This window comes from Sphaerisporangium rhizosphaerae (assembly GCF_042665155.1).
Taxonomy (GTDB): Bacteria; Actinomycetota; Actinomycetes; order Streptosporangiales; family Streptosporangiaceae; genus Sphaerisporangium; species Sphaerisporangium rhizosphaerae.
Map to the genome: position 1 here is coordinate 14,762 of NZ_JBHTCG010000050.1, position 22,879 is coordinate 37,640.

The 22,879-nt window shown below is 73.8% G+C and carries 15 protein-coding genes; 5 read left to right on the plus strand and 10 right to left on the minus strand.

Annotation, left to right across the window (positions count from 1 at the left end):
• The first annotated feature begins 146 nt into the window (after positions 1-146).
• Both pheS and ACFQSB_RS38025 read left to right on the plus strand, forming a co-directional pair.
• Positions 147-1,187: a phenylalanine--tRNA ligase subunit alpha gene (pheS, locus tag ACFQSB_RS38020; protein ID WP_354847977.1), complete on the plus strand. Its 1,041-nt coding sequence runs from the start codon at positions 147-149 to the stop codon at positions 1,185-1,187.
• Positions 1,187-3,730 carry a phenylalanine--tRNA ligase subunit beta gene (locus ACFQSB_RS38025; RefSeq protein ID WP_380832027.1) on the plus strand — a complete coding sequence of 848 codons (2,544 nt, stop codon included), beginning with the start codon at positions 1,187-1,189 and terminating at the stop codon, positions 3,728-3,730. The genes pheS and ACFQSB_RS38025 overlap by 1 nt, the downstream gene beginning before the upstream one ends.
• 66 nt (positions 3,731-3,796) lie before the next feature.
• On the opposite strand, the gene ACFQSB_RS38030 is transcribed toward ACFQSB_RS38025, so the two are convergent.
• Together ACFQSB_RS38030 and ACFQSB_RS38035 are read right to left on the minus strand one after the other, a co-directional pair.
• On the minus strand, positions 3,797-6,994 hold the full coding sequence (locus ACFQSB_RS38030; protein ID WP_380832029.1) for a penicillin acylase family protein: 3,198 nt from the start codon (positions 6,992-6,994) through the stop codon (positions 3,797-3,799).
• A 213-nt stretch (positions 6,995-7,207) separates the two neighbouring features.
• Positions 7,208-8,128 (minus strand): NmrA family NAD(P)-binding protein, encoded by a 921-nt coding sequence (locus ACFQSB_RS38035; RefSeq protein WP_380832031.1) that lies wholly within the window; start codon positions 8,126-8,128, stop codon positions 7,208-7,210.
• A gap of 84 nt (positions 8,129-8,212) precedes the next feature.
• Between ACFQSB_RS38035 and ACFQSB_RS38040 the strand changes: the two genes are divergently transcribed.
• Positions 8,213-8,956, plus strand: a complete 744-nt coding sequence (locus ACFQSB_RS38040) for an SbtR family transcriptional regulator (protein ID WP_380832033.1) — start codon at positions 8,213-8,215, stop codon at positions 8,954-8,956.
• A 60-nt stretch (positions 8,957-9,016) separates the two neighbouring features.
• Here the strand turns inward: ACFQSB_RS38040 and ACFQSB_RS38045 are convergent, their stop codons facing one another.
• Both ACFQSB_RS38045 and ACFQSB_RS38050 read right to left on the minus strand, forming a co-directional pair.
• Positions 9,017-9,595, minus strand: coding sequence for a Uma2 family endonuclease (locus tag ACFQSB_RS38045; RefSeq protein WP_380832063.1), 579 nt, complete (start codon positions 9,593-9,595; stop codon positions 9,017-9,019).
• A 72-nt stretch (positions 9,596-9,667) separates the two neighbouring features.
• Positions 9,668-10,978: an MFS transporter gene (locus tag ACFQSB_RS38050; RefSeq protein WP_380832035.1), complete on the minus strand. Its 1,311-nt coding sequence runs from the start codon at positions 10,976-10,978 to the stop codon at positions 9,668-9,670.
• A 227-nt stretch (positions 10,979-11,205) separates the two neighbouring features.
• On the opposite strand from ACFQSB_RS38050, the gene macS reads away from it, so the two are divergent.
• The gene (gene macS, locus ACFQSB_RS38055; protein WP_380832037.1) at positions 11,206-12,453 is read left to right on the plus strand and encodes a MacS family sensor histidine kinase; all 1,248 of its coding nucleotides are present in this window, start codon (positions 11,206-11,208) and stop codon (positions 12,451-12,453) included.
• Complete coding sequence (locus tag ACFQSB_RS38060) at positions 12,386-13,036, plus strand: response regulator (protein ID WP_380832039.1); 651 nt, start codon at positions 12,386-12,388, stop codon at positions 13,034-13,036. The genes macS and ACFQSB_RS38060 overlap by 68 nt, the downstream gene beginning before the upstream one ends.
• Before the next feature lie 39 nt (positions 13,037-13,075).
• Here ACFQSB_RS38060 and ACFQSB_RS38065 read toward each other — a convergent pair whose 3' ends face one another.
• From ACFQSB_RS38065 to ACFQSB_RS38090, 6 genes are all read right to left on the minus strand, one after another.
• The gene (locus ACFQSB_RS38065; protein ID WP_380832041.1) at positions 13,076-13,366 is read right to left on the minus strand and encodes a YiaA/YiaB family inner membrane protein; all 291 of its coding nucleotides are present in this window, start codon (positions 13,364-13,366) and stop codon (positions 13,076-13,078) included.
• 143 nt (positions 13,367-13,509) lie between these two features.
• On the minus strand, positions 13,510-16,410 hold the full coding sequence (locus ACFQSB_RS38070) for an AfsR/SARP family transcriptional regulator (RefSeq protein WP_380832043.1): 2,901 nt from the start codon (positions 16,408-16,410) through the stop codon (positions 13,510-13,512).
• Positions 16,411-16,521: 111 nt separating this feature from the next.
• A complete protein-coding gene (locus tag ACFQSB_RS38075) occupies positions 16,522-17,913 on the minus strand; it encodes an NAD(P)/FAD-dependent oxidoreductase (RefSeq protein ID WP_380832045.1) in 1,392 nt (463 codons plus the stop codon).
• 23 nt (positions 17,914-17,936) lie between these two features.
• Positions 17,937-18,107, minus strand: coding sequence for a hypothetical protein (locus tag ACFQSB_RS38080; RefSeq protein WP_354847939.1), 171 nt, complete (start codon positions 18,105-18,107; stop codon positions 17,937-17,939).
• Between the two features lie 130 nt (positions 18,108-18,237).
• Positions 18,238-21,081, minus strand: coding sequence for an AfsR/SARP family transcriptional regulator (locus ACFQSB_RS38085; protein WP_380832047.1), 2,844 nt, complete (start codon positions 21,079-21,081; stop codon positions 18,238-18,240).
• 110 nt (positions 21,082-21,191) lie between these two features.
• Positions 21,192-22,865, minus strand: a complete 1,674-nt coding sequence (locus tag ACFQSB_RS38090) for a class I adenylate-forming enzyme family protein (protein WP_380832049.1) — start codon at positions 22,863-22,865, stop codon at positions 21,192-21,194.
• Positions 22,866-22,879: the final 14 nt, after the last annotated feature.

Genomic DNA, 22,879 nt, shown 5'->3' on the forward strand with positions numbered 1-22,879 from the left:
GTCCACAGCGCACCGTTCGTGGCCGGTCCGCCACTCTGGACGGACTAGACTCGTGCCCGCTCAAGCCCTGGATACGGAGCTCTCTCTTGTCGAACACCTATGACCCGGTCGAGGTGACGCCGTTGCACGCCGACGAGGTGGCGCGCATGGAGGCCGAAGCCGTAGCCGCCATCGACGCGGCGGCCGACCTCGACGAACTCAAGCAAGTGCGGCTCGCCCACGCCGGTGACCGGTCACCGATCGCGCTCGCCAACCGCGAGATCGGCGCTCTTCCGCCCCAGGCCCGCGCCGAGGCGGGCAAGCGCATCGGCGGGGCGCGCAAGACCATCGGCGAGGCGCTCACCGCCCGGCAGGCCGTGCTGACCGCCGAGCGCGACGAGCGCGTCCTGGTCGAGGAGACCGTCGACGTCACCCTGCCGTGGGACCGCCGCCCGCGCGGCGCCCGCCACCCGCTCACCACCCTCCAAGAGCGCATCGCCGACGCCTTCGTCGCCATGGGCTACGAGGTCGCCGAGGGGCCTGAGCTGGAAGGCGAGTGGTTCAACTTCGACGCGCTCAACATCGCGCCCGACCACCCGGCCCGCTCCGAGCACGACACCTTCTTCGTCGGCTCGGTCGACTCCGGCATGGTGCTGCGCACCCAGACCTCGCCGGTGCAGATCCGCGCGCTGCTGTCGCGCGAGCTTCCGGTCTACGTCGTCTCGCCGGGCAAGGTCTTTCGCACCGACGAGCTCGACGCCACCCACACCCCGGTGTTCCACCAGGTCGAGGGGCTGGCCATCGACGAGGGCCTGACGATGGCCCACCTGAAGGGCACGCTCGACCGGTTCGCCGAGGTCATGTTCGGCCAGGGCATCAGCACCCGGTTCCGGCCCAACTACTTCCCCTTCACCGAGCCGTCGGCCGAGATGGACCTGCGCTGCTTCGTCTGCCGGGGCGCCTCGGCCGTGCCGGGCAACCCGCCCTGCCGCACCTGCAAGTCCGAGGGCTGGATCGAATGGGGCGGCTGCGGCATGGTCAACCCGCGCGTGCTGGTGGCCTGCGGCGTCGACCCCGAGCGCTACAGCGGGTTCGCCTTCGGCATGGGCGTCGAGCGGACCTTGATGTTCCGCAACAACGCCGAGGACATGCGAGACATGGTCGAGGGAGACGTGCGCTTCACGCTCCCGTTCGGTATGGAGGCCTGATGAAGTTCCCGCTCTCCTGGCTGCGGGAGTACGTCGACCTGCCGGCCGCCAACGCCCACGAGGTCGCAGAGAAGCTCACCGCCGCCGGGCTCAAGCTCGAGTCGATCGAGTCGGTCGGCGACGACATCAAGAACGTCGTCGTCGGCGAGGTGCTGTCCATCGAGGAGCTCGCCGGGTTCAAAAAGCCCATCCGCTACTGCTCGGTCGAGGTCGGCGAGGCCGCGCCGCGCTGGCTGATCTGCGGCGCCACCAACTTCGCCGTGGGCGACCGCGTCGCGGTGGCGCTGCCGGGCGCCGTCCTGCCCGGCGGGTTCGAGGTCGGGTCCCGCAAGACCTACGGCCACGTCTCCGACGGCATGATCTGCTCGGCGCGCGAGCTCGGCATCGGCGAGGACCACAGCGGCATCCTCATCCTGCCCGCCGACACCCACCTGGGCGCCGACGTGGTCGAGCTGCTCGGCCTGCGCGACGACGTCATCGAGCTGGAGGTCACCCCCGACCGCGGGTACGCCCTGTCGATCAGGGGCGTCGCCCGCGAGGTCGCCACCGCCTTCGGCGTGCCCTGGCGCGACCCGGCCGACATCGAGCCGCCCGCCTTCGACGACGAGGCCCACCCGGCCTCGATCGCCGACCCGACGGCCTGCGACCGGTTCGTGCTGCGTTCGGTGTCCGGCTTCGACCCCTCGGCCGAGACTCCCATGTGGATGCAGGTGCGCCTGGCCCGCGCGGGCATGCGCCCGGTGTCGCTGGCCGTCGACGTCACCAACTACCTCATGCTCGAGCTCGGCCAGCCGCTGCACGCCTTCGACCGTTCCCGGCTCACCGGGCCGATCGTGGTGCGCAGGGCCGAGCCGGGCGAGAGGCTCGAGACGCTCGACCACGTCGTGCGCGAGCTGTACCCCGAGGACATCCTGATCACCGACTCCTCCGGGGCGATCTCCATGGCCGGCACGATGGGCGGCCTGGCCACCGAGATCTCCGGCGAGTCCACCGAGCTGGTGATCGAGGCGGCCCACTTCTCGGCCACCGGCACGGCGCGCATGTCGCGCCGCCACAACCTGGTGAGCGAGGCATCGCGCCGGTTCGAGCGCGGCGTCGACCCCGAGCTGCCGCTGTACGCCTCCTGGCGCGCGGTGCAGATGCTGACCGCCTTCGGCGGCGGCACCGCCGAGGCCGGGGTCACCCACGCCTTCGTCGACGTCGAGCCGGCGACGATCGTCATCCCGGCCGACCACCCCGACCGGGTCGCCGGCGTCGCCTACGGCCGCGACACCGTCGTGCGCCGCCTCGAGCAGGTCGGCTGCGCGGTCGTCGCCCAGGGCGCCGCGAGCGGCCAGGCGGGCGCCGAGGCCGTCCCGGCCGACGTGCTCGAGGGCCCCGCCCGGCCCGATCCGGCCGAGCTGCTGGTCGTGACGCCGCCCTCTTGGCGTCCCGACCTGACCGACCCCAACGACCTGGCCGAGGAGGTCATCCGGCTCGAGGGCTACGAGCGCCTGCCCTCGGTGCTGCCCGCCGCCCCGGCCGGGGCCGGGCTGACCGAGGTCCAGCGACTGCGCCGCCGCGTGGGCCGCGCGCTCGCCGCCGCCGGGTACGTCGAGACGCTCGCCTACCCGTTCATCGGCGCCCGCGACCTGGACGGCCTGCAGCTCTCCGCGGACGACGCGCGGCGCCGCACCCTGCGCCTGGCCAATCCGCTGAGCGAGGACGAACCGCTCATGCGCACCACGCTGCTGCCCGGCCTGTTCAAGACGCTGGTCCGCAACGTCGGGCGCGGCTTCGGCGACGTGGCGCTGTTCGAGTCCGGGCTGGTCTACCGGCCCGAGCCCGGCGCCCCGGCCAAGGCGCCCGTGCTCGGCGTCGAGCGCCGGCCGTCGCAGGAGGAGCTGGACGGCATCGCCGCGGCGCTGCCCCGCCAGCCCCTGCGGGTCGCGGTGGTGCTCGCCGGCGAGTTCGACCGCTCCGGCTGGTGGGGTCAGGGACGCCCGGCCGGCTGGTCCGACGCCGTGGAGGCCGCGCGCATGGTCGTGCGGGAGTCCGGGCTGGAGCCCGTGGTCCGCGCCGACCGGCACGAGCCGTGGCACCCGGGCCGGTGCGCGGCGCTGTACGTGGGAGAGGCATTGGTCGGTCACGCCGGCGAGCTGCACCCGCGCGTCGTCGAGGCCTTCGGCCTGCCCCCGCGCACGTGCGCGATGGAGCTCGAGCTCAGCGTCCTGGAGGCCGCCCTGCCCGGGGCGGTGCAGGCGGTGCCCGTCTCCTCCTACCCCGTCGCCACGCAGGACGTCGCGCTCGTCGTCCCGGCAGGGGTGCCGGTCGCGCAGGTCGAGGCCGCGCTGCGCGAGGGCGCGGGCGAGCTGCTGGAGTCCATCCGGCTGTTCGACGTCTACACCGGGGCGCAGGTGGGCGAGGGCAACAAGTCCCTGGCCTACACCCTGCGCTTCCGCGCCGCCGACCGCACGCTGACCGTCGAAGAGACCACCGCCGCCCGCGACGCCGCGGTGGCCCAGGCCACCACCAGCACCGGCGCCCACCTCCGCACCGCCTGACCCGCCAAGGGGCGGGTGAGCCGTTACCCGGCGGACCGCTATGCGGGTCCGCCGGGTACCGGGTGTTCAGCGGGAGTAGACCTCCATTTCGTACAGCGAGTAGCCATAGCCGGTGCCGCGGGTGATGCCGTGCATGCGGACATAGCGCGCGGAGGCCGGGCCGAAGGTCAGGTTGTCCACGCCGCCGTCGCCGGTGGTCGTGGAGTACACCGTGGTCCACGACGACCCGTCCGGAGAGGTCTGGATCTCGTACGCCTTCCCGTAGGCCGCCTCCCAGCGCAGCACCACCCGGGCCACGGTCCTGGCGGACCCGAGATCGACCCGCAGCCACTGGTCGTCGCTGGAGGCGCTGGCCCACCGGGTGGTGGGGTCGCCGTCCACGGCCCTGCCCGCCGGGTAGTAGGGCAGGATCTGCGTGCTGGACGCGCCGGCGCTCGCGCCGGCCGCCAGGTTGGCGATGGGGTCGCCGCGGCGGGCGGGGAAGGACACGACCTGCTGGTAGGTCGGCCGGTTCTGCCAGGAGATCAGCGACTGCTTGATCCCGCCGAGCGGCGAGTGGCGGATGGCGTCCGCGCACCACTGGTCGCCCGCCGAGCAGGCGTCGTCGGCCGGGTAGGTCGTCGCCGCCGGTTCGGCGAGCGCCGCCGACAGGCTGTCCAGCAGAACGGCGCGGCAGCCCGCCACCGTGCCGTCTCCGCAGTACTTGGCGGGCAGCGGTCCGGCGACCGGGTCGCCGAGCACCGCCCGGACGTCCTTGCCGACGTAGCCCCACCAGCCGTACTGGAAGGCCGAACCCTTGTGGGTCTGGGCCTCGTTGGCCGAGGCCGGGAAGCTCGACAGGTCACCCTGCTGGTGCCCGGAGGGCGACTCGTTGATCTGCAGGGCGTTGACCAGCGACTGGTACAGCCCGTCGCCCAGCCCCGGCCGGAACTCGGCCCTGACCAGCTTGGGCCACCAGGCGTCGAAGGCCCGGATGGCGTCGGCGTGCGCGTAGGTCCTGCTCCCGGGCGAGGTCTCGACCCTCTTGGCGCCGCCCGAGGCCCACGCCGCCAGCTTCGACACCGCCGAGGCCAGTGCCGGGTCGGACACCGTCGCGCTGTTGATCACCCGTAGCAGGTCGGGCAGCACCTCCTTGCCGCGCAGGTCGGTGACCGCCGCGTCGGCCATGATCTTCACGGTGCCGGCCCGGTCGAGCTTGCCCGCGCCGGCGAGCGCGGCCTTCACCGGCCGGTCCAGCAGGTCCACCCGGTGCACCGGCCCGAAGCTGAAGTTGCCGTCGGCCGCGCCGAAGTCCTTGGCCTGCTTGTTGTTCCAGCTCACCAGGTAATCCTGGGCGGCCGTCTGCGGGTGGGCGGAGGCCGGCAGGTAGGTCGCGCTGTTGGTGGCGGGGTCGTAGCCGGCCCACTCGTGGGCGGCGTCGGCGGTCATCGGCAGGTTGGGGTCGGAGCCCGCCGCCCTGACCGGGACGTCGCCCGACATGAAGTACGCGGCCTCGGCCGAGTTGACGTAGAACCAGTTGAACGCGAAGCCGATCTCCGACGCCGAGGCGGCGAAGGCGGCGGCGTTCCCCATCTGGGCCGGGTCGTTGAACAGCGCGAAACCCACCGCGGAGTCGGCCTCGTGCTGGTAGGTCGAGCGCAGCGTGGTGAAGGCCGTGGGCTGCCCGCCGACGGTGCCGCGCCAGGTCACCAGCCCGTACTTGGTGCGCTGGATGACCAGGTCGTAGGACCCGGCGGAGGTGGTGTCGGCGACGTTCGGCTTCCAGGAGTTGGTCTTCTTGAGCGTCTCCATGGCCGTGCAGGCGCCGCGGTAGAGGTAGTAGGTGGAGGCCGTGGTCACCGCGCCGCCGGAGGGGTTGCACAACTGCAGCGCGTAGGTGTCGGTGATGTCCTCCCCGGCCGAGGTCGCGCTCCAGGCGTAGTCGGTGCCCCTGCCGAGCAGCACGTACAGGTTGAGCCCCGCGAAGGCCACCCCGCGCGAGCGGATGCCCGGCCCCGTCAGCTCCTGCAGCATGAGCAACTGCGGCGCGAAGTAGCCGGTCTGCGGGCCGAACACCGCGATCGGGTGCCCGGAGGCGGACTCGGCGGCCGACACCACGACGGCGTTCGACATGCCGGGCTTGGAGTTGTCCACCGACAGGCCGGGGAGCACGCCCGTGGCGGCGGTGGCCGATGGGGCGACCGAGGTGGTGGCCGACCCGGACTCGTTCTGGGTGATGTCCACCGGCGCCGTCGTGGCGGCGTCGGGCAGCACGACTCCAGTGGCGCCGGGCGCGGCCCCGAACGGGAAACTCTGGCCGTTGTGCAGGGTCAAGGTGGCCTCCGGGTCGTTCTGCGCCCGGAACGCCGCCCATGCCTGGTCGCCGGCCGCCGTGCCGTACTTGGCGCGGGCCGCCACGCGCACCAGGGCGGACTGCATCTCCGCGCCGCCGCCCCCGCCGAACAGCCCGCCGATCACCCCGGAGACCGCGATCAGGTCGGTCATGGTGAAGTCTTGCGGGCCGCCGGCGTTGGTGATCGCGTCCAGGTGGCCGGTCAGGACGTACTCGCCGGGGCAGTCGCGGCCGGCCATGCAGTGGTCGATGTAGGCGTTGATGCCGCTCACGTAGTTCTGCACGTCGGCGTACAACTGGGCGCCGCGGGGCCCGGAGTCCCGCAACCGGGTGATCTGCGCCTGCAGGTCGGCCTCGGTGTAGGGGGAGTTGCGCCAGACGCTCTGCTCCAGGGCCCGGTTGCCCGGCGCTCCTCCGGCGAACGGGGTCAGCTCGCCGCGGCCGACGTGGCGCATGAGGTCCATCAGCCAGAGGCGGTCCTGCGCGCCGGCGTACCCGGCGCCGAACATGGTGCCCTCCCGGGTGGTCCCGGTGATGTGCGGGACACCGGTGGCCTTGTCCCGGACGATGGTCACGTCCGCCCGGGGGCTGGTCGTGCTCTCCACCTGTCCGGCCGGCACCCCGAAGGAGGCGTCGTTGAAGAAGGCGGCGATCTGGTCCTCGGTCAGGCCGGTGTAGCCGGAGATCAGGCCGGCGTACCTGCCGAGCTGGTCGCCCGAATGCCGCGGCATGGTGCCGAGCGACTGGTTGGCGAGGATCTCCACCAGGGTCGCGTTGCCGTTCTGGCCGGGCGGCAGCACGTCGGCGCACTGGCCGAGACAGTAGTCGTCGGCGGTGTAGACGGCCGCCGATGCGGGCACGACGGGGGATGCCAGCGTGAGGATCGCGAGCGCGGAGGTCGCCGTGATCATCCGCTGGAGACGTGCGTGCATGTGAGAACCCCCAAAACATGAGGCGTACTCGAATGTTTGGGAGGACCATACGCTCGCACCAACACCGGATCAATGGCCGATGTGATAATCACCCGTGCCCGATGGCGGGCCGGCGGGTTGCCGTGAACCTCGGCCGGTCCCGGTCCCGGTCCCGGTCCCGGTCTCGGTCCCGGCGCCGGCCGGGCCGGCCCAGGCGGTGATGAGATCAGCGGCTCAAGCGGTGGCGAGGTGAGCGCGGAGGGCGGCGGCGCCGGATTCGGCGAGCCAGTCGGCGAGCGTGCGCAGACCGGGGTGGATGACGCGCAGGGCCTCGATGTCGGCGTGCCAGCGGTGACCGGCCTGCCAGCGCTTCTTGGTCTCGGCGATCCCCGGGCCGAGCCGGGCGGTCTCCTCGTCGGTGAGCTGCTCGTACCGGATCGGGATGCCGGTGGCCGCGGCGATCGTGGCGGCGGCCTGCACCGGGGTCGGCTCGTCGCCGGCCAGCTCCAGGGTGCGCCCGGCGAACCGGGCCGGGTCGGCGAACGCGAGCGCGGCGAACTCGGCGATGTCCTCCAGCGCGATGACCTGCATGGGCTGGTGCGGCGCGAACAGGTGCCGGTGCACGCCATCGGGGGAGATGCCGTCGATGCCGGTGACTCCGGCGGCGGCGAGATAGTTCGTCATGAAGCGCACCGGGCGCAGCACGGTGGGCGACGCGACGTGGTCGCGCAGGTACTCCTCGATCAGCGCCTTGCCCTCCGACATCGACGATGTGCTCGACGTCGAGGCGACGGTGCTGTATACGACCTGCGCGATTCCCGCCTTGGCCGCGGCGTCGATCAGCGTCCGGCCGCGAGCGATCTCGAGTTCGGTTTCCGGTCCGGCCGGGCCGTAGGCGACCGGTGGGACGCCGAACACGGCGGCGACGCCGTCGAGCGCGGGCGGCAGGCTCGCCGGATCGTCGAAGTCGCCGCCCACGAGCCGGGCGCCCGCGGCGGCCAGCGCCGTGGCGGCAGGCGCGTTCACGTCGCGCACCAGCGCCCGCACCTGCCGGCCCCGGGCGAGCAGCAGCCGGGCGGTGGCGCCGCCCTGCTTGCCGGTGGCGCCGGTGACGAGGATGGGAGCGTCGATGCCGGCGGGTGCCGCGGTGGTCATGGTGTCCTCCACAGATGTGCGGGATACTGGATACGGTCCGGAATGCTCCACCCGTTTCGCCGCCGCAGACAAGGATTTCGTGACATGACGGCAGTGCCGGTCGCCGGGCGTTCCGATGCCCGCCGGAACCGGGATCTGGTGCTGCGCACCGCGATGCGGGTGTTCGCCGAGGAAGGGCTCCAGGCGTCTCTCGGCCGCATCGCCCAGCGCGCCGGGGTCGGCGCCGGGACCGTCTACCGGCACTTCCCGAGCAAGGACATCCTGGTCGAGGCGGTGCTCGCCGAGCACCTTGAGACCCTGGTCGCCTCCGCCGGCCGCTGGGGCGCCCGCGCCGCCCCCGGTGACGCGCTGTTCGGGTTCCTGCTCGAAGTGGTCGAGAAGTCGGCGGACCGTCAGAGCGTGTGCGACGCCCTCACCGGTGACCGGAGCTGGCCGCGTGCCGTGCTGACCGCCGCGGTCCAGCGGTTCCACCAGGCCCTGGAGCGCCTGATGCGCGACGCGAGACAGGCCGGGGCGATACGCGCCGACGTCCGGCTGGACGATCTGTCGGCGCTCGTCGTCGGCGCCGTCGCGCTGCGTACGGCACACCGGGACCAGGCCCGCGGCGCCCAGTTGGTGCGGTTGCTGCTGGACGGACTGCGTGCCAGGCCCGTCACGAATCCCGCATCATTTCGTGACGCGTCCTCGTCGCCTCGTCACGGACCCACCGCCCCGCGGCTCTGCGAGGAATGCGGCGCGTCGCTTCCAGCGCGCGATACCGGGCGGCCGCCCCGCTACTGCGGCCCCACCTGCCGCCAACGCGCCCACCGCCGCCGCTCCGCCGGTTGACGACCCCACCGACTCACCGCTCACCCAGGACTTGAACAGCCCCGGCCCGCCCAACGGCCGTCAGAGCCTGTCGATCTCGGTCAGGTCGATGTCGATGTCGAACGGCGCCGTCAGCCGAACCCGATCATGATGGCTGCTGGACAGCACGTAGCTGCGCGTGGCCGGGTCCAGTTCGTAGACGTTCACCGTAGGACGTCCCTCGGAGCTCTCGACCAGCCAGAAGTGAGGGATGCCCGCCTCGGCGTACAGCGACGGCTTGCGCTTGCGGTCGCGCTCCTCCGATTCGGGGGACACCACCTCGACCGCGAGCACCAGATCTTCGGCTCGGTAGGCGGTGACGTCGGGGCCACGCAGGGCTGTGGCGTGGAAGACGATGACGTCCGGCTCCGGTCGCTGCCGTGGGCCCAGGATCACACTCATCTCGCGACGCACGCGCAGATCGCCGGGAGCCGTGCGGCGCAAGCCGTTCTCCAGCAGAGACAGCATCAGAGTGTGGAAGTCTTTCTGCGGGCTCACGAGCACCAAGCTTCCATCGATCAACTCGGTGTGCGCAGGCAAATCCGGAAGGTGATCGAGGTCCTCGGCGTGGAACCCCTCAGGGGGAGGGATCAACCAGTCGGGTAGCTCCGAATTCGTCATCATTTCGCTCCGGACCTGGACCTTCATGCTTCCCACCGTAGCAAGTGGCTTCCCTGATCCCGGGGGCTTTGGTCAGGTGGTGACGGGCACTTCGCGGCGGGCGCGTTCGGCCAGGGCGTGTTCGTCGGTGCGGGCGTCGTACTTTCTGAACTTGGGGAGGGCGGTGGCCATGGCGGCGACGGCGGCCATGCAGAGCAGGCCGCCGACGCCGAGGGAGAAGCGGGCGCCGCCGGCTTGGGCGAGGAATCCGGCGCGGGCGTCGCCGAGCATGGGGCCGGTGGAGTAGGAGAGCAGTTCGATGCCGGCCAGGCGTCCGCGGTATTCGTCGGGGATGGTCTGGTTCCAGATGATGCCGCGGAAGACGCCGCTGATCATGTCGGCGGCTCCGGCGAAGGCGAGTAGGGCGGCCACGAGCCAGATGTTGGGCATGATCGAGGCCAGGGCGACGCCGGCGCCCCACAGTGCGGCCGAGGTGATCACCGCGCGGCCGTGGCGGTGGACGTGGGCGGTCCAGCCGGAGGTGGCCGAGGCGATCACCGAGCCGATGCCGCCCGCCGCGTACAGCAGGCCGAGCGCCCTGGGCTCGTGGAGCTGGTCGGCGAGGAACGGGAAGAGCGCGTTCGAGAAGGCGAACACCATGGCGGCGATGTCGACCAGGTAGGTGCCCATGAGGTCGGGGCGGCGGACGGCGTAGCGCACGCCCTCGACCAGCGAGCGCAGCGAGGCCGGGGTGTGGTCACCGGTGCGGGGAACGGGGCGCACGCGCACCAGAAGCAGCAGCGACAGCAGGAAGGACGCGATGTCGATGCCGTAGGAGGTGGCCGGGCCGAGGGTGACGACGATGAGGCCGCCGGCGGCCGGGCCGACGATCATGCCCGCGTTGCGCGCCAGGCCCTGGAGGGCGAACGCGGCGCCCATCTGGTCGAGTTTGAGGACCCGGTTGATGATCGCCTGCTCGCTGGGGCCGCGGAGGCTGGACAGGCCGGCCGACAGCGCGGCGACGACGTACAGCACGGGCACCTGGGCCGGGGCGGGGAACAGCACGGCGTTCAGCAGCAGGAGCACCGAGGTCAGGCAGAGGCCCACCTCGGACAGGACGACGATCTTGCGCCGGTCGAGCGCGTCGGCGATCGCGCCGCCCCACAGCCCGCACACCACCATCGGCGCGAACTCCACCAGGCCGACCAGGCCCACCGCGACGTAGGAGCCGGTGAGCTGCTTCATCTGGAAGGGCACGGCCACCATGGTCATCAGGCTGCCGAACATCGTGACCAGGCTGGAGCCGAACAGCAGCCGGAAATCCCGCGAGTCGCGTAGTGGGCTGAGGTCCATGCGCAGCCGCAGCAGCAGGGTCTTCAGCGATCCGGCGGGACTCGTCGACACAGGCGGCAAGTCTGAAGGCCCACGACGCTCCCGGGCAACCGGTTTTCCGTGCGCCGGGGCCGCCGCACCCACGGACACGCGTCACGGGCACCCGAAGGACGCCCGGCGGCCGGACCCGCGCCCCCGTCCGGGAGCGGTGCCCGTCAGAGCTCGGGCGATGAGAGGGCATCCGGGCCGTCATATAGTCGGCTCACCGGGGACAGCGCCGACGAGCGTGATGGGGCCGCATGGAGATCGAGGGGTCGTTCTGGCGGGCCATCGCGGTGTACCGCATCGCCTCTCTCGGCTACGCCGCGGTGTTGCTGGCGGGCGCCGGCGGCTACCAGCGCCCCCTCACCGGGTGGGCCGTCCTCGGCGTGATGGCGGTATGGACCGCGGCCACCACGATCGCGTACTCCTCCGCGAGAAGCCGCCCCCTGCTGGTGCTGGACGTGCTCGTCACGCTCGGCTGCATGCTGGCTTCGCCGTACGTCCAGGGACCTGACGCCGGACCGGCGGGTGTGATGCCGGTGACGGCGACCTGGATCGGGGGGCCCGTGCTCGCCTGGGCCGTGTACGGCGGGCGGCGGGCGGGCGCGGTGGCGGCGATCGTGCTGGCGCTCGGCGACCTGTGGCTGCGCGACGCGGACCGGTTCGCGCTTTCCGTACCGATCAACGGATCCGTGCTGCTGATCCTCGCCGGAACCGTCGTCGGACACGTGGCGCGGCTCACCAGACAGGCGGAGGAACGGCTGCAGCGTGCCGCCGAGATCGAGGCGGCCGGCCGGGAGCGCGAGCGGCTCGCTCGCGGCATCCACGACTCCGTGCTCCAGGTACTGGCGCTGGTGCGACGCCGCGGGCTGGAGATCGGCGGGGAGGCCGCCGAACTGGGGCGGCTGGCCGGAGAGCAGGAAGCGGCGGTGCGCGAGCTGATCCGCAGCGGTCCTGGCACGGGGGAGCAGGACGGTGCGGGCCTGGTCGATGTGGGGGCTCGGTTACGCCGGTACACCTCGGCGGTGGTCACCGTGTCGACACCCGCGACCCCTCTGCCGCTTCCCGCCGGTCACGCTCACGAGGTCGTCGCGGCCGTGGGGGCGGCGCTCGACAACGTACGGTGGCACTGCGGCGCGGAGGCGAGGGCCTGGGTCTTCGCCGAGAACGACGGCGTCTCGATGACCATCACGGTGCGCGACGAGGGCCCCGGCATCCCCGAGGGACGCCTTTCTGAGGCGGAGGCGGAGGGCAGGCTCGGCGTCGCGCAGTCCATCAGGGGCCGGATCACCGGCCTCGGCGGCAGGGTCGGTCTCACGTCCGTGCCGGGCCAGGGAACCGAGGTCGAGCTGGTGATCCCCGTCCCCGCCCGGCCCGCCGCCCACGAGCGGGCCCGCACATCCGGGGCGGGAACGCGGGCCGGTCTACAGTTGCGGAATGACCAGCGCTCTGCGGGTGATGGTGGTGGACGACCACCCGATGTGGCGGGACGCGGTCGCCCGTGACCTGGAGAACGCCGGGTACCAGGTGGTGGCGACCGTGGGCGAGGGCCGCCAGGCGCTCCGCGTCGCCGCCGCCCTGCGCCCCGACGTGGTGATCCTCGACCTGCGGCTTCCCGACCTGTCCGGTGTCGAGGTGGCCAGAGGGCTGGCCGCCTCCGATCCCGCGCCCCGCGTCCTGGTGCTGTCGGCGAGCGCCGAGCATGAGGACGTGCTCGAGGCGGTCAAGGCCGGAGCCTGCGGATACCTGGTCAAGTCGGCGAGCCGTGAGGAGTTCCTCGGCGCCGTCCGGCGCACGGCCGGCGGGGAACCGGTCTTCACCCCTGGCCTGGCAGGGTTGGTGCTCGGCGAGTATCGCCGTCTGGCCACGCAGAGGCCTTCGGACGCCGGGCCGCGCCTCACCGATCGGGAGACCGAGGTGCTGCGCCTGGTCGCCAAGGGCCTGTCCTACCGGCAGATCGCCGAACGGCTGGTGCTCAGCCACCGGACCGTGCAGAACCACGTGCAGAACACCTTGAACAAGCTCCAGCTCCACAACCGGGTCGAGCTCGTCCGTTACGCGATCGAGCAGGGACTGGACGGGACATAGCGGGGACTGGACGGGACACAGCGCGGCCGGAGCGGCGGCTCACGGCGTGTCGACCTTGTACGGGTCGTGCTCGGAGAGCAGTTTGTCCAACCGTGCCTGGTCGACGCGGCTGGACATGCTGTCGAGTTCCTGCCGGTCGCGCACGCACTTGGCCAGTCCGAAGGCCGTGGTCACCGTGTACAGCACGGCGATCGCGAGGAACGCGCGAATCCAGGGATCGATCGGCAGGAAGACGATGCCGAGCGCCACGCTGCCGAGCGCCACGGCGAAGGAGATGACGCACTGGGCGTAGTAGGCGCCGGTCATGGCGGGCTGGAGTGCTTTCTTCATGCCGTTCAGGGTCTGACACCGGCCGGCCGGACGCCTGAGTAGGCGTACCCATCCTGTCTGAGTACCTCAACCGAAGGGGGCCGGGGCCGCGCCGGCGGGGTGCGGGTTTCGGGGCCGGGTGTGGCGGGGTGGGGTGGGTCGGGTCACCGTGCGTCGAGCAGGCCGATCATGAAGGTGGTCAGCTCCGGCAGGGACAGTTCGCGTCCCTGGGCCGCGAGGCGTTCGTACTCCGCCGGCGGGAGCGCTTCGCGGACGGCGGCGGCTTCTCTCGGGCCGTCGAACGGGTCCATGAGTTCGGGGGAGAAGCCGACCCGGCGGCCGACGGCCTCCACGCCGCCCATCAGCACGGCCGCCTGGCCGGCGCGTCCGCTCAGCGTGAGGGCGTGGGCGGCGGTGTGGATCAGGACGAGCCGGGAGGTGACGTCGTCGTGGCGGTCGAGGGCGTCCAGGATGCCCGCGGCGATGCCGAGCGCGCGCCGGCCGTCGCCGTCGTCGCAGGCGGTCTTCATGGCGGCCCACGCGGCGGAGCCCGCCGCCCAGTCGTGGCCGCAGGACTCGGCGGTCGCGACGGCCTCGGCCAGGACGGCCTCGGCCGCCGGGCGGTCTCCCATGACGCGGGCGAGCGTGCCCTGCACCATGAGGGCCTCGGCCACCAGCCAGTCCTCTCCGGCGCGCCGGGCGAGGCCGACGGCGCCGGCGGCGAGCGCGGGGGCGTCGATCGGGATCCCGGCGAGCACGCCGAAATGCGTCTGGTAGACCCGCGCGGACGCCTGGACCACCAGATCCCCGGCCTCCTGGCCCTCCCGCTCGGCGGTCAGCACCTCCTCGTACGCCTCCGCCGGCCTGCCGGCCAGGTAGCTGAGCCCGCTCACGGCGAGCCGGGCCCGTCCGCGGACCTCGGGCCCGGCGTCCGGCGCGGCGGCGAACGCGTCGGACATCCAGGACAGGCCCTCGGCGATGTGACCCATGCGGTACCAGAACCAGTACAGCGCTCCGCCGAGCCGCAGCGCGTAGTCGCCGTCCCCGTCGGCCAGCGCGGAGGCGAAGGCGGCGCGGAACTCCGGCTGCTCGCGGGTCAAGCGGGCCAGCAGCTCGGCGGCCTGCGGGCCGTGCAGCCTGCGCTCGGCGCTCTCGGCCTGGGTCAGCGCCCAGGCCCGGTGACGCCGCCGTGTCCCGGCGAGGTCGTGGGGGTCCAGTTCCCGCAGCGCGTACTGGCGCAGCGTCTCCAGCATCCGGTAGCGGCGCGGCGCGGTGCCCGGCTCGACGGCGATCAGCGACTTGCGCACCAGCGCCGACAGGGCGGGCAGGACGGGGGCCTGGCCTGCGACCGCGGCGGCGGCGTCGAGGTCGAACCCGGCGGCGAACACGCTCAGCCGGTGGAACAGCCGCCGCTCCGCGGGGTCGAGGAGATGGTGGCTCCAGGCGACGGTGGCCTCCAGCGCGCGGTGCCGCGCCGGCAGGTCGATCGGGCCGTCCACCAGCACGTCGAAGCGGTTCTCCAAGGCCTCGGCGATCTGGCCGATGGAGAGCATCCTGCACTGCGCGGCGGCCAGTTCGATGGCCAGCGGGATGCCGTCCAGCCCGGCGCACAGCCCCGGGATGCGGTCCAGATCGCCCGGGTCGGGTGACCAGGCGGGCAGCGCCGCGGCGGCCCGCCGCCGGAACAGCTCGGTGCCGTCCCCGGCGGGGTCGAGCGGCAGGACCTCGTAGACGGCCTCGCCCTCCACGCCCAGCGCCTCGCGGCTGGTGGCCAGCACCCGCAGGGCCCCGCAGCGGCCCAGCAACGCGCCGGCGAGGGCGGCGACGGCCTCCAGCAGGTGTTCGCAGTTGTCGAGCACCAGCAGCAGCCGGCGCCCGGCGAGCACGCCCGCCAGCGCCTCGGCCGAGGCCACCCCCGGGATGCCCAGGCAGGCCGCGATGGTGGCGGGGAGCAGTTCGGCCGAGGTGAGGCCGGCCAGCTCCACCAGCCAGGGGCCGTCGTCGTCGGCACGGGCCCTGGCCGCCTCCAGCGCGAGGCGCGACTTGCCGACCCCGCCGGGGCCGGTGAGGGTGACCAGCCGGTACTCGGTGAGCAGGCCGCCGACGGCGGCGAGGTCGGCCGTGCGCCCGACGAAGCTCGACAGGGCGAAGGGCAGGTTCCCCGCCGGCGCGGGCGCGGGCTTGGCCGCGAGGCCGGCCGGTTCGGCGGCGGGCGAGCCGGCGGGGGCCTGGGAACGGGGCGCGCCGCCGAGGCGGGCGCCGGTGGTGAGCGCGGGCGGCGGGTCGAGCCGCGGGTCCTGGGCGAGCACCGCGGCCTCCAGGTCGCGCAGCGCGGGGCCGGGGTCGATGCCGAGCTCGTCGGCGAGCCGTTCCCGTACGGCGCGCAGCGCCGCGGCGGCCTCGGCACGCCGGCCCGACCGGTACAGCGCCAGGGTGAGCAGTTCCCAGCCGCGTTCCCGCAGCGGCTGCTCGGCCACCAGGGCTTCCAGCTCGCCGACCGCGGCGGCGTGCCGGCCGAGCCGGATGGCGGCGGCCAGCCGGTCCTCGTACGCGGCGGCGCGCAGCCCCTCCAGCCGGGCCGCCTCCGACACCGCGAAGCCGGCCCCGTCGAAGTCGGCGTAGGCCGGTCCACGCCACAGGTCCAGCGCCTCGGTCAGCAATGCCTCGGCCTGTTCCGGCCTCGCGCCGTCCAGGGCGTGCCGCCCGGCCACGGCCAGGTCGGCGAAGCGCTCGGCGTCGACCGCGGCCGGGTCGGCCCGTAGCGCGTACCCGGGCCCCTCGCGCACCAGGAGCCCGGCCGGGGCGCGGGCCGCGCGCTCCGGCTCCAGCGCCCTGCGCAACTGGGAGATGTACACGTGCAGGGTCGCCGGCGAAGGCGGCGGGGACCCCTCCCACACGTCGGACATGAGCCGCTCGGCCGACACCATCCTGCCCCGGGCGATCAGCAGCACGGCGAGGACCGCGCGCTGCCGCAGCCCGCCCAGGCCGACCGGACGTCCGCCCAGCTCGGCCCGAAGCGGGCCGAGCACCCCGAACCGCGCGGCATCGGCGTCGACCCGGCCCATCGGCCCCCCTCGCACAACGTAGATCGATGCGAGGGTAACCCAAGGAAAGCGGTACAAAAAGGGGATCGTGGACCGTTCCCTCCAGCGGTCCGCCGCCACGATCCCGGGGTGTCACCGGCCGGCCGGCTCCTGCGCCCGGATCTCCGGCTCGGGGAGGGCCGGAGCGCCGCGGCGGGAACGAGGTCGGAGCACCCGGGCGAGGATCCCCGGCGACAGCAGGCGCTGCGGCGGCGCCTGGAGGTTGGCGACGCTCAGGAAGGCGTTGCCGACCACCGGGTCGGCCTGCGCGGCGGCGTGGAGCCGTGTGAGGTAGCCGTTGAGCAGCCTCACCCGCGGGGACCGCGGGCCCTCGACGGACGGGAACCGCAGGTCGCCGCCGACCGACATGTCCCAGGGCACGTCGATGATCCGTGCGGCGCGCCCGAAGAAGCGGCGGGCCAGGCCGTCCAGCCCGCCGGCCAGGCACTCCCGCAGGGCGACGGCCTCGCAGGCGGCCACGGTCATCCCCTGCCCGTAGCTGGGGTTGAACTGGCACAGCGCGTCGCCGAACACCAGGTAGCCCTCGGGGAAGCGGCCGAGCCGTTCGTAGCGGCGGCGGATGCTCACCGGGATGCGCATCAGGCGCGGCGCCCCGAGCGGTTCCAGGCGCAGCAGGAGGTGGTGCAGGTCGGGGACCGGAAGCCGGGCGGCGAAGGCGTGATACCCCTCCGGGTCGACGGGCGGGACGTCGTCGCCCATGCCGAACAGGGTGACCAGCCAGCGGTCCCCCTCGGCGCTGAGCGCGACCCCGCCCCTCGGGACGGCCGTGCCGTGCCCCACGATCATGGCCGCGACGCCGGCGTCGCCCGGCCGGCGCCGGTACTCGCGCGAGACGTACACCAGCCGGGAATCGACGCGGTCCTCCGGCGCGGGCTCGTACCCCAGCCCGCGCAGCCACTCCGTGCCCCGGTTGCCCCGCCCCGTGGCGTCGACCACCAGGTCGGCCGCCATCTCCTCGGCCTCCTCGGGACGGTGGCCGGGGCGCAGCACGCGCACTCCCGTGACGGCTCCGCCGGGACCGGCGATCGGCCCGAGGACCTCGCGGCGCTCGTGGACCACCACGCCGGGAAGGGCCGCGACCCGGGACCGCACATACCCTTCCAGCCGCGGCCGGCTCACCGTCAGGCCGCGCAGCCGCGAAGGCGCGGGACGCAGCAGCCGGCCGTCGTTGTACCAGCGGACGTCTTTCTGGATGTCGCAGGCGCCTGCGCCCGTGGCGACCAGGTCGGCGGTCAGCCGGGGGAACAGCTCCTCGAGGATCTCGCGGCCCCGGGACAGCAGCCCGTGCGCGTGGTGGCCCTGCGGGACGCCCCGCCGGGGGACGTCCTGGTCCGGCAGGGCGTCGCGGTCGATCAGCGTGACCCGGTCGAACCTCTCGCCGAGCACCCGGGCGGCCAGCAGCCCGCCGATGCCCGCGCCGACGACGACGGCGTGCCCGGTGGGGCGGTGTCCGGTGTCCGCCATGGTCCGCTCACCCCCTCCTCGGATCAGCCCCACTGGGACGGGTCTCCGGTCACGCCCCACTGGGATGGGTCTCCGCTCACGCCCCACTGGGACGGGTCGCCGGTGGCGGCGTGGGCGGCCGTCATGCCCAGGCCCGCCAGGAGCCCCAGGCTGATCGCGGCCACCGCCGCGCTGCGCCTCATCGTCTTGATCACGATTCACCTCGTCGTCCGGGCCGCCCGGCCGGGGCGGCACTCCACTCATGGCGACGAGGATGCGCGCGGCCGCTTGGCGGCCACTGGGAACGGGCTTTACCACCGGCGGACGCCGGGCCCGGTCGAGGGGTCAGTTCCGGGCGATCAGACCGGCCAGCAGGGCGCTCGCCTCCTGCCGGGACAGGGCGCGTCCCCTGGCCGCGTGGCACTCGTACTCCTCCGGTGGCAGCGCTTCTCGCACGGCGGCGGCCTCGCGGGGCCCGTCCAGCGGGTCCATCAGCTCAGGGGAGACGCCGGCCCGCTCGCCGATGGCCTCCACGGCGCCCATCAGCGTGGCCGCCTGCTCCGCCCTCCCGGTGAGCACGAGGGCGCGGGTCGCGCTGTGCACGGTGACCAGCCAGAAGGAGATGTCGCCGTAACGGTCCATCGCGGCGAGGATGTCGCCGGCGACGGCCAGCGCGCGGGCGCCCTCCCCGCGATCGCAGGCGGTCTTCATGTCGCACCAGGCGGCCCCGTCGGCGGCCCAGTCGTGGCCGCTGGAGTGGGCGGCGGCGATCGCCTCCCGGAAGGCGGCGCCGGCGCCGGGCAGGTCGCCGAGGATCCGCAGCGCCATGCCCTGGATCATGAGCGCCTCGGCCTCCAGCCAGCCCTGCGCGGTGCCGCGGGCCATCTCGACGGCCGCGCGGGCGAGGGCCGGCGCGTCGACCGGCGCCCCGGCCAGCAGGCCCAGATAGGCCGCGTAGCCCGTCGCGCTCGCCTCGGTCACCCGGTCGCCGGCCTCGCGGGCCTCCTCGACGGCCGTGCGGGCCGCCTCGTACGCCTGCGCCGGCCGTCCGGCCAGGTAGCGCAGCGCCGCGACGGCGAACCTGGCACGCGCCCGGGTGCCGGCGTCGGCTCCCGGGGCCGCGGCGAAGCCCTCCGACAGCCAGGCCAGCCCTTCCGCGACGTGGCCCATGCGGAACCAGAACCAGAACAGCGCGCCGCCCAGCCGCAGGACGTAGTCGCCGTCGCCCTCGGTGAGCGCGGAGGCGAACGCGGCGCGGAACTCCGGCTGGTCGCGGCTCAGCCCTTCCAGCAGCGCCGCCCCCTGCGGGCCGCGCAGATGGCGTTCGGCGCTCTCTGCCCTGGTCAGCGCCCAGGCGCGGTGCCGTTCCCGCGCCCGCGCCAGTTCCTCGGGGGACAGCGCGCCAAGGGCGTACTGGCGCAGCGTCTCCAGCATGCGGTAGCGGCGCGGCGCCGTGCCGGGCTCGGCGGTGACCAGCGACTTGCGTACCAGCGCCGACAGCGGGGCCAGTACGGGGGCGACCCCCGTCACGGCGGCGGCCGTCTCCAGGTCGAAGCCGGCCCGGAGCACGCCGAGCCGGTGGAACAGCAGCCGTTCCTGCGGCGACAGGAGCTGGTCGCTCCAGGCGACGGTGCCGAGCAGGGTCCGATGGCGGTCCGGCCGGCTGGCGGGCCCGCCCACCAGCAGGGTGAAGCGGTTTTCCAGGGCGTTGGCGATCTGGCCGACCGACAGCGTCCGGCACTGGGCGGCGGCGAGTTCGATGGCCAGCGGGATGCCGTCGAGCCCGGCGCACAGGGCGGCGACGCGCTCCTGGCCGCCCGGCTCGGGCTCCCAGCCGGGCTGGGCCGCCGCCGCGCGGCGCGCGAACAGCTCCGCGGCCTCGGTGGCGGCGGGCAGCGGCGGCACCTCGTAGACGGCCTCGCCGGTGATGCCCAGGGGTTCGCGGCTGGTGGCCAGGATCCGCACGCCGCCGCAGCGGGCCAGCAGGGTGTGCACGAGCATGGCGGCGGGGGCCAGCAGGTGCTCGCAGTTGTCCAGGACGATCAGCAGCTCGCGGCCGGCGAGCATCCCGGCCAGCTGGTCGGCGGAGGCGGCGGCGGGCAGTCCCAGAGCGGCGGCGATGGTGGCGGTGAGCAGGTCGGGTGTGTGCAGGCCCGCGATCTCCACCAGCCAGGGCCCGTCGGCGTCCGTACGGGCGCGGGCGACCTCCAGGGCCAGGCGGGTCTTGCCGACGCCGCCGGGGCCGGTGAGCGTGACCAGCCGGTGCGCCTTCAGCAGGCGCGCGGCGGCGGTCAGGTCCCCGTCGCGGCCGACGAAGCTGGACAGGGCGAAGGGCAGGTTGCCCGGGGACGGCGCCGGTTCCCCGGCCGGCGGCGCGGGGGAGGGCCCCTGGCCGGGTTCCGCGGGCACCGGGGTCAGGCGGGGGTCCTGGGCGAGCACGGCCGCCTCCAGCTCGCGCAGCCCGCGTCCGGGGTCGGCGCCGAGCTCGTCGGCCAGCCGTCTGCGGACGGTGCGTAACGCGGCGAGCGCGTCGGCCTGCCGTCCGGACCGGTACAGGGCCAGGGCCAGCAGTTCCCAGCCGCGTTCGCGCAGTGGTTGCTCGGCGACCAGCGCCTCCAGTTCGCCCACGGCGGCGGCGTGCCGTCCCGATGCGATGACGGCGGACAGGCGGTCCTCGCGCACCGCGGCCCGCAGGTCCTCCAGCCGGGCGGCGTCGGGCGCCGCGAAGGCGGCCCCGTCGAAGTCGGCGTAGGCCGGGCCCCGCCACAGCGCGAGGGCCTGGCCGAGGAGGTCGGCGGCGCGCCCGGGCTCGCCGTCCTCCAGCGCGCGCCGGCCGCGGACGGCCAGGTCGGTGAAGCGCTCGGCGTCGATCGCGGCGGGCGCCGCGCGCAGGGCGTATCCGGGGCCTTCGCGCACCAGCAGCCGGGCCGGGGCGCCGGGCGGCCGTTCCGGCTCCAGCGCCCTGCGCAGATCGGCGACGTACCCGTGGAGCGTCGTCGGGGAGGCGGGCCGCGACCCCTCCCACACCTCCGACAGGATCCGCTCGGCCGGGACGATGCGGCCGCGCGCGATCAGCAGCATCGCCAGCACGGCACGCTGCCGCGGCCCTCCAAGGCCCGCGGGCCGCGCGCCCACCTCGGCCCTGAGCGATCCAAGCACTCCGAACCGCACGCCCTCGGCGACGCTCACCCGCGGTCCTCCCCTCGTCCACCGGCCTTCCGGTCGATGATCTCAGGTGGCGCCCCCGGGGCCCACGGTTCCCGGGGCCCGGCGGGGGCGCCGCGCGGCCGTCGGGGCGTTCACAGGCCGAGGGTCTCCCGGCGCAGGTGGGTCTTGAGGATCTTGCCGCCGGGGTTGCGGGGGAGTTCGGTCTCGCGGAACCAGAACCGCACGGGGATCTTGAACGGTGCCAGGACGCCGGTCAGGGACTCCCGCAGCTCCTCTGCGGTGGCCGACATGCCGGGCTTCAGGCGCACGACGGCGCCGACCTGCTCGCCGAGCTCGTCGTCCGGGATGCCGATCACGGCGGCGTCGTCCACGGCGGGGTGCTCGAACATGGCCGCCTCGACCTCGGCGCAGTAGACGTTCTCGCCGCCCCTGATGACCATGTCCTTGGCCCGGTCGACGATGTAGACGAAGCCCTCCTCGTCCAGCCTGGCCAGGTCGCCGGTGTGCAGCCAGCCCTCCACGAAGGTCTGGGCGGTGGCCTCGGGGCGGTTCCAGTAGCCGGCGATGACGTTGGGGCCGCGCATGCACAGCTCGCCGACCTCGCCGGGCGGCAGCTCGTTGCCGAGCGGGTCGGACACGCGCACGTCGCACACGGCCAGGGGCAGGCCGATGCTGTCGGGCTTGGCCAGGTAGGTGGGCCCGCTGTTGTAGATCGCCAGCGCGGTGGTCTCGGTCATCCCGTACCCGTTGGACGCCTGCCGCTGGGGAAGCTGGTCGCCGATGCGCTCCAGCAGCTTGGGCGGGGCCGGCGCGCCGCCGTAGCTGACCCCGCCGAGGCTGGAGATGTCGTACTTGCCGAGGTCGGGGTGTGACAGCAGCTGCCAGGCGTTGGTCGGGACGCCCGTCATGATGGTGACCTTCTCGCGCTCGATCAACTGGAGCGCCTGCCCGGGGTCCCACTTGTACATCAGCACCAGGCCGCCGCCGGTGAACATGGTGGCCGTCATCACCGCGAAGCAGCCGGTGACGTGGAACAGAGGCACGGTCAGCAACGTGATGCGCCGGGTGCCCACCGCCGTCGAGGGGTCCTTGCCGGCCAGGGCGATGCTGCGCAGCAGCGCGTAGGCGACGGTCATCGGCGACTGGGCGGCGTTGCGGTGGGTGCCGAGCGCGCCCTTGGGGTGGCCGGTGGTCCCGGAGGTGTAGAAGATGGTGGCCGGGTCCTCGGGGCCCAGCTCGACCGGCGGCAGGGTCGCCTCCGCGCGCACCTCGCCGAGGACGTCGGCGAACGCGCGGGCCCCGGGCGGCAGGTCCCCGGCCGCGCGGGTGACGATCATGGGGACGGACGTCCCGCGCAGCCGCTCGGCCCGCTCGCCGTCGGCGATGAACACCTTGGCCCCCGAGTCCGACAGGCCGTATTCCAGCTCGGGCGTCGTCCACCACGCGTTCAGCGGCACGGCTATCGCCCCGATCGCGACGACCGCCGAGAAGGCCACGACCCACTCGGGGTAGTTGCGCATCGCGATGGCGACCCGGTCTCCCTTGGTCACGCCGTAGTCCTCGGCGAGCCGGGTGGCCAGTGTGGCGGTCCGGCGGTAGTGCTCCTCGTAGCTGACGCGCTCGTCCTCGTAGACGATGAAGATCGCCTCTCCGTGGAAGCGGCTGTTCTCCAGCAGGGCGCGGAAGGTCGTCGGGGCGTGCTTCCAGGTCCGGAGCTTCGACCCGCGTATCTCGACCTCCTCCATCTCGAACAACTGGCCAGGTCCGGTGAGCTGTGCCTGGACCTGGTCATGGGTGACAGTCATGCGCGGTTACTCCC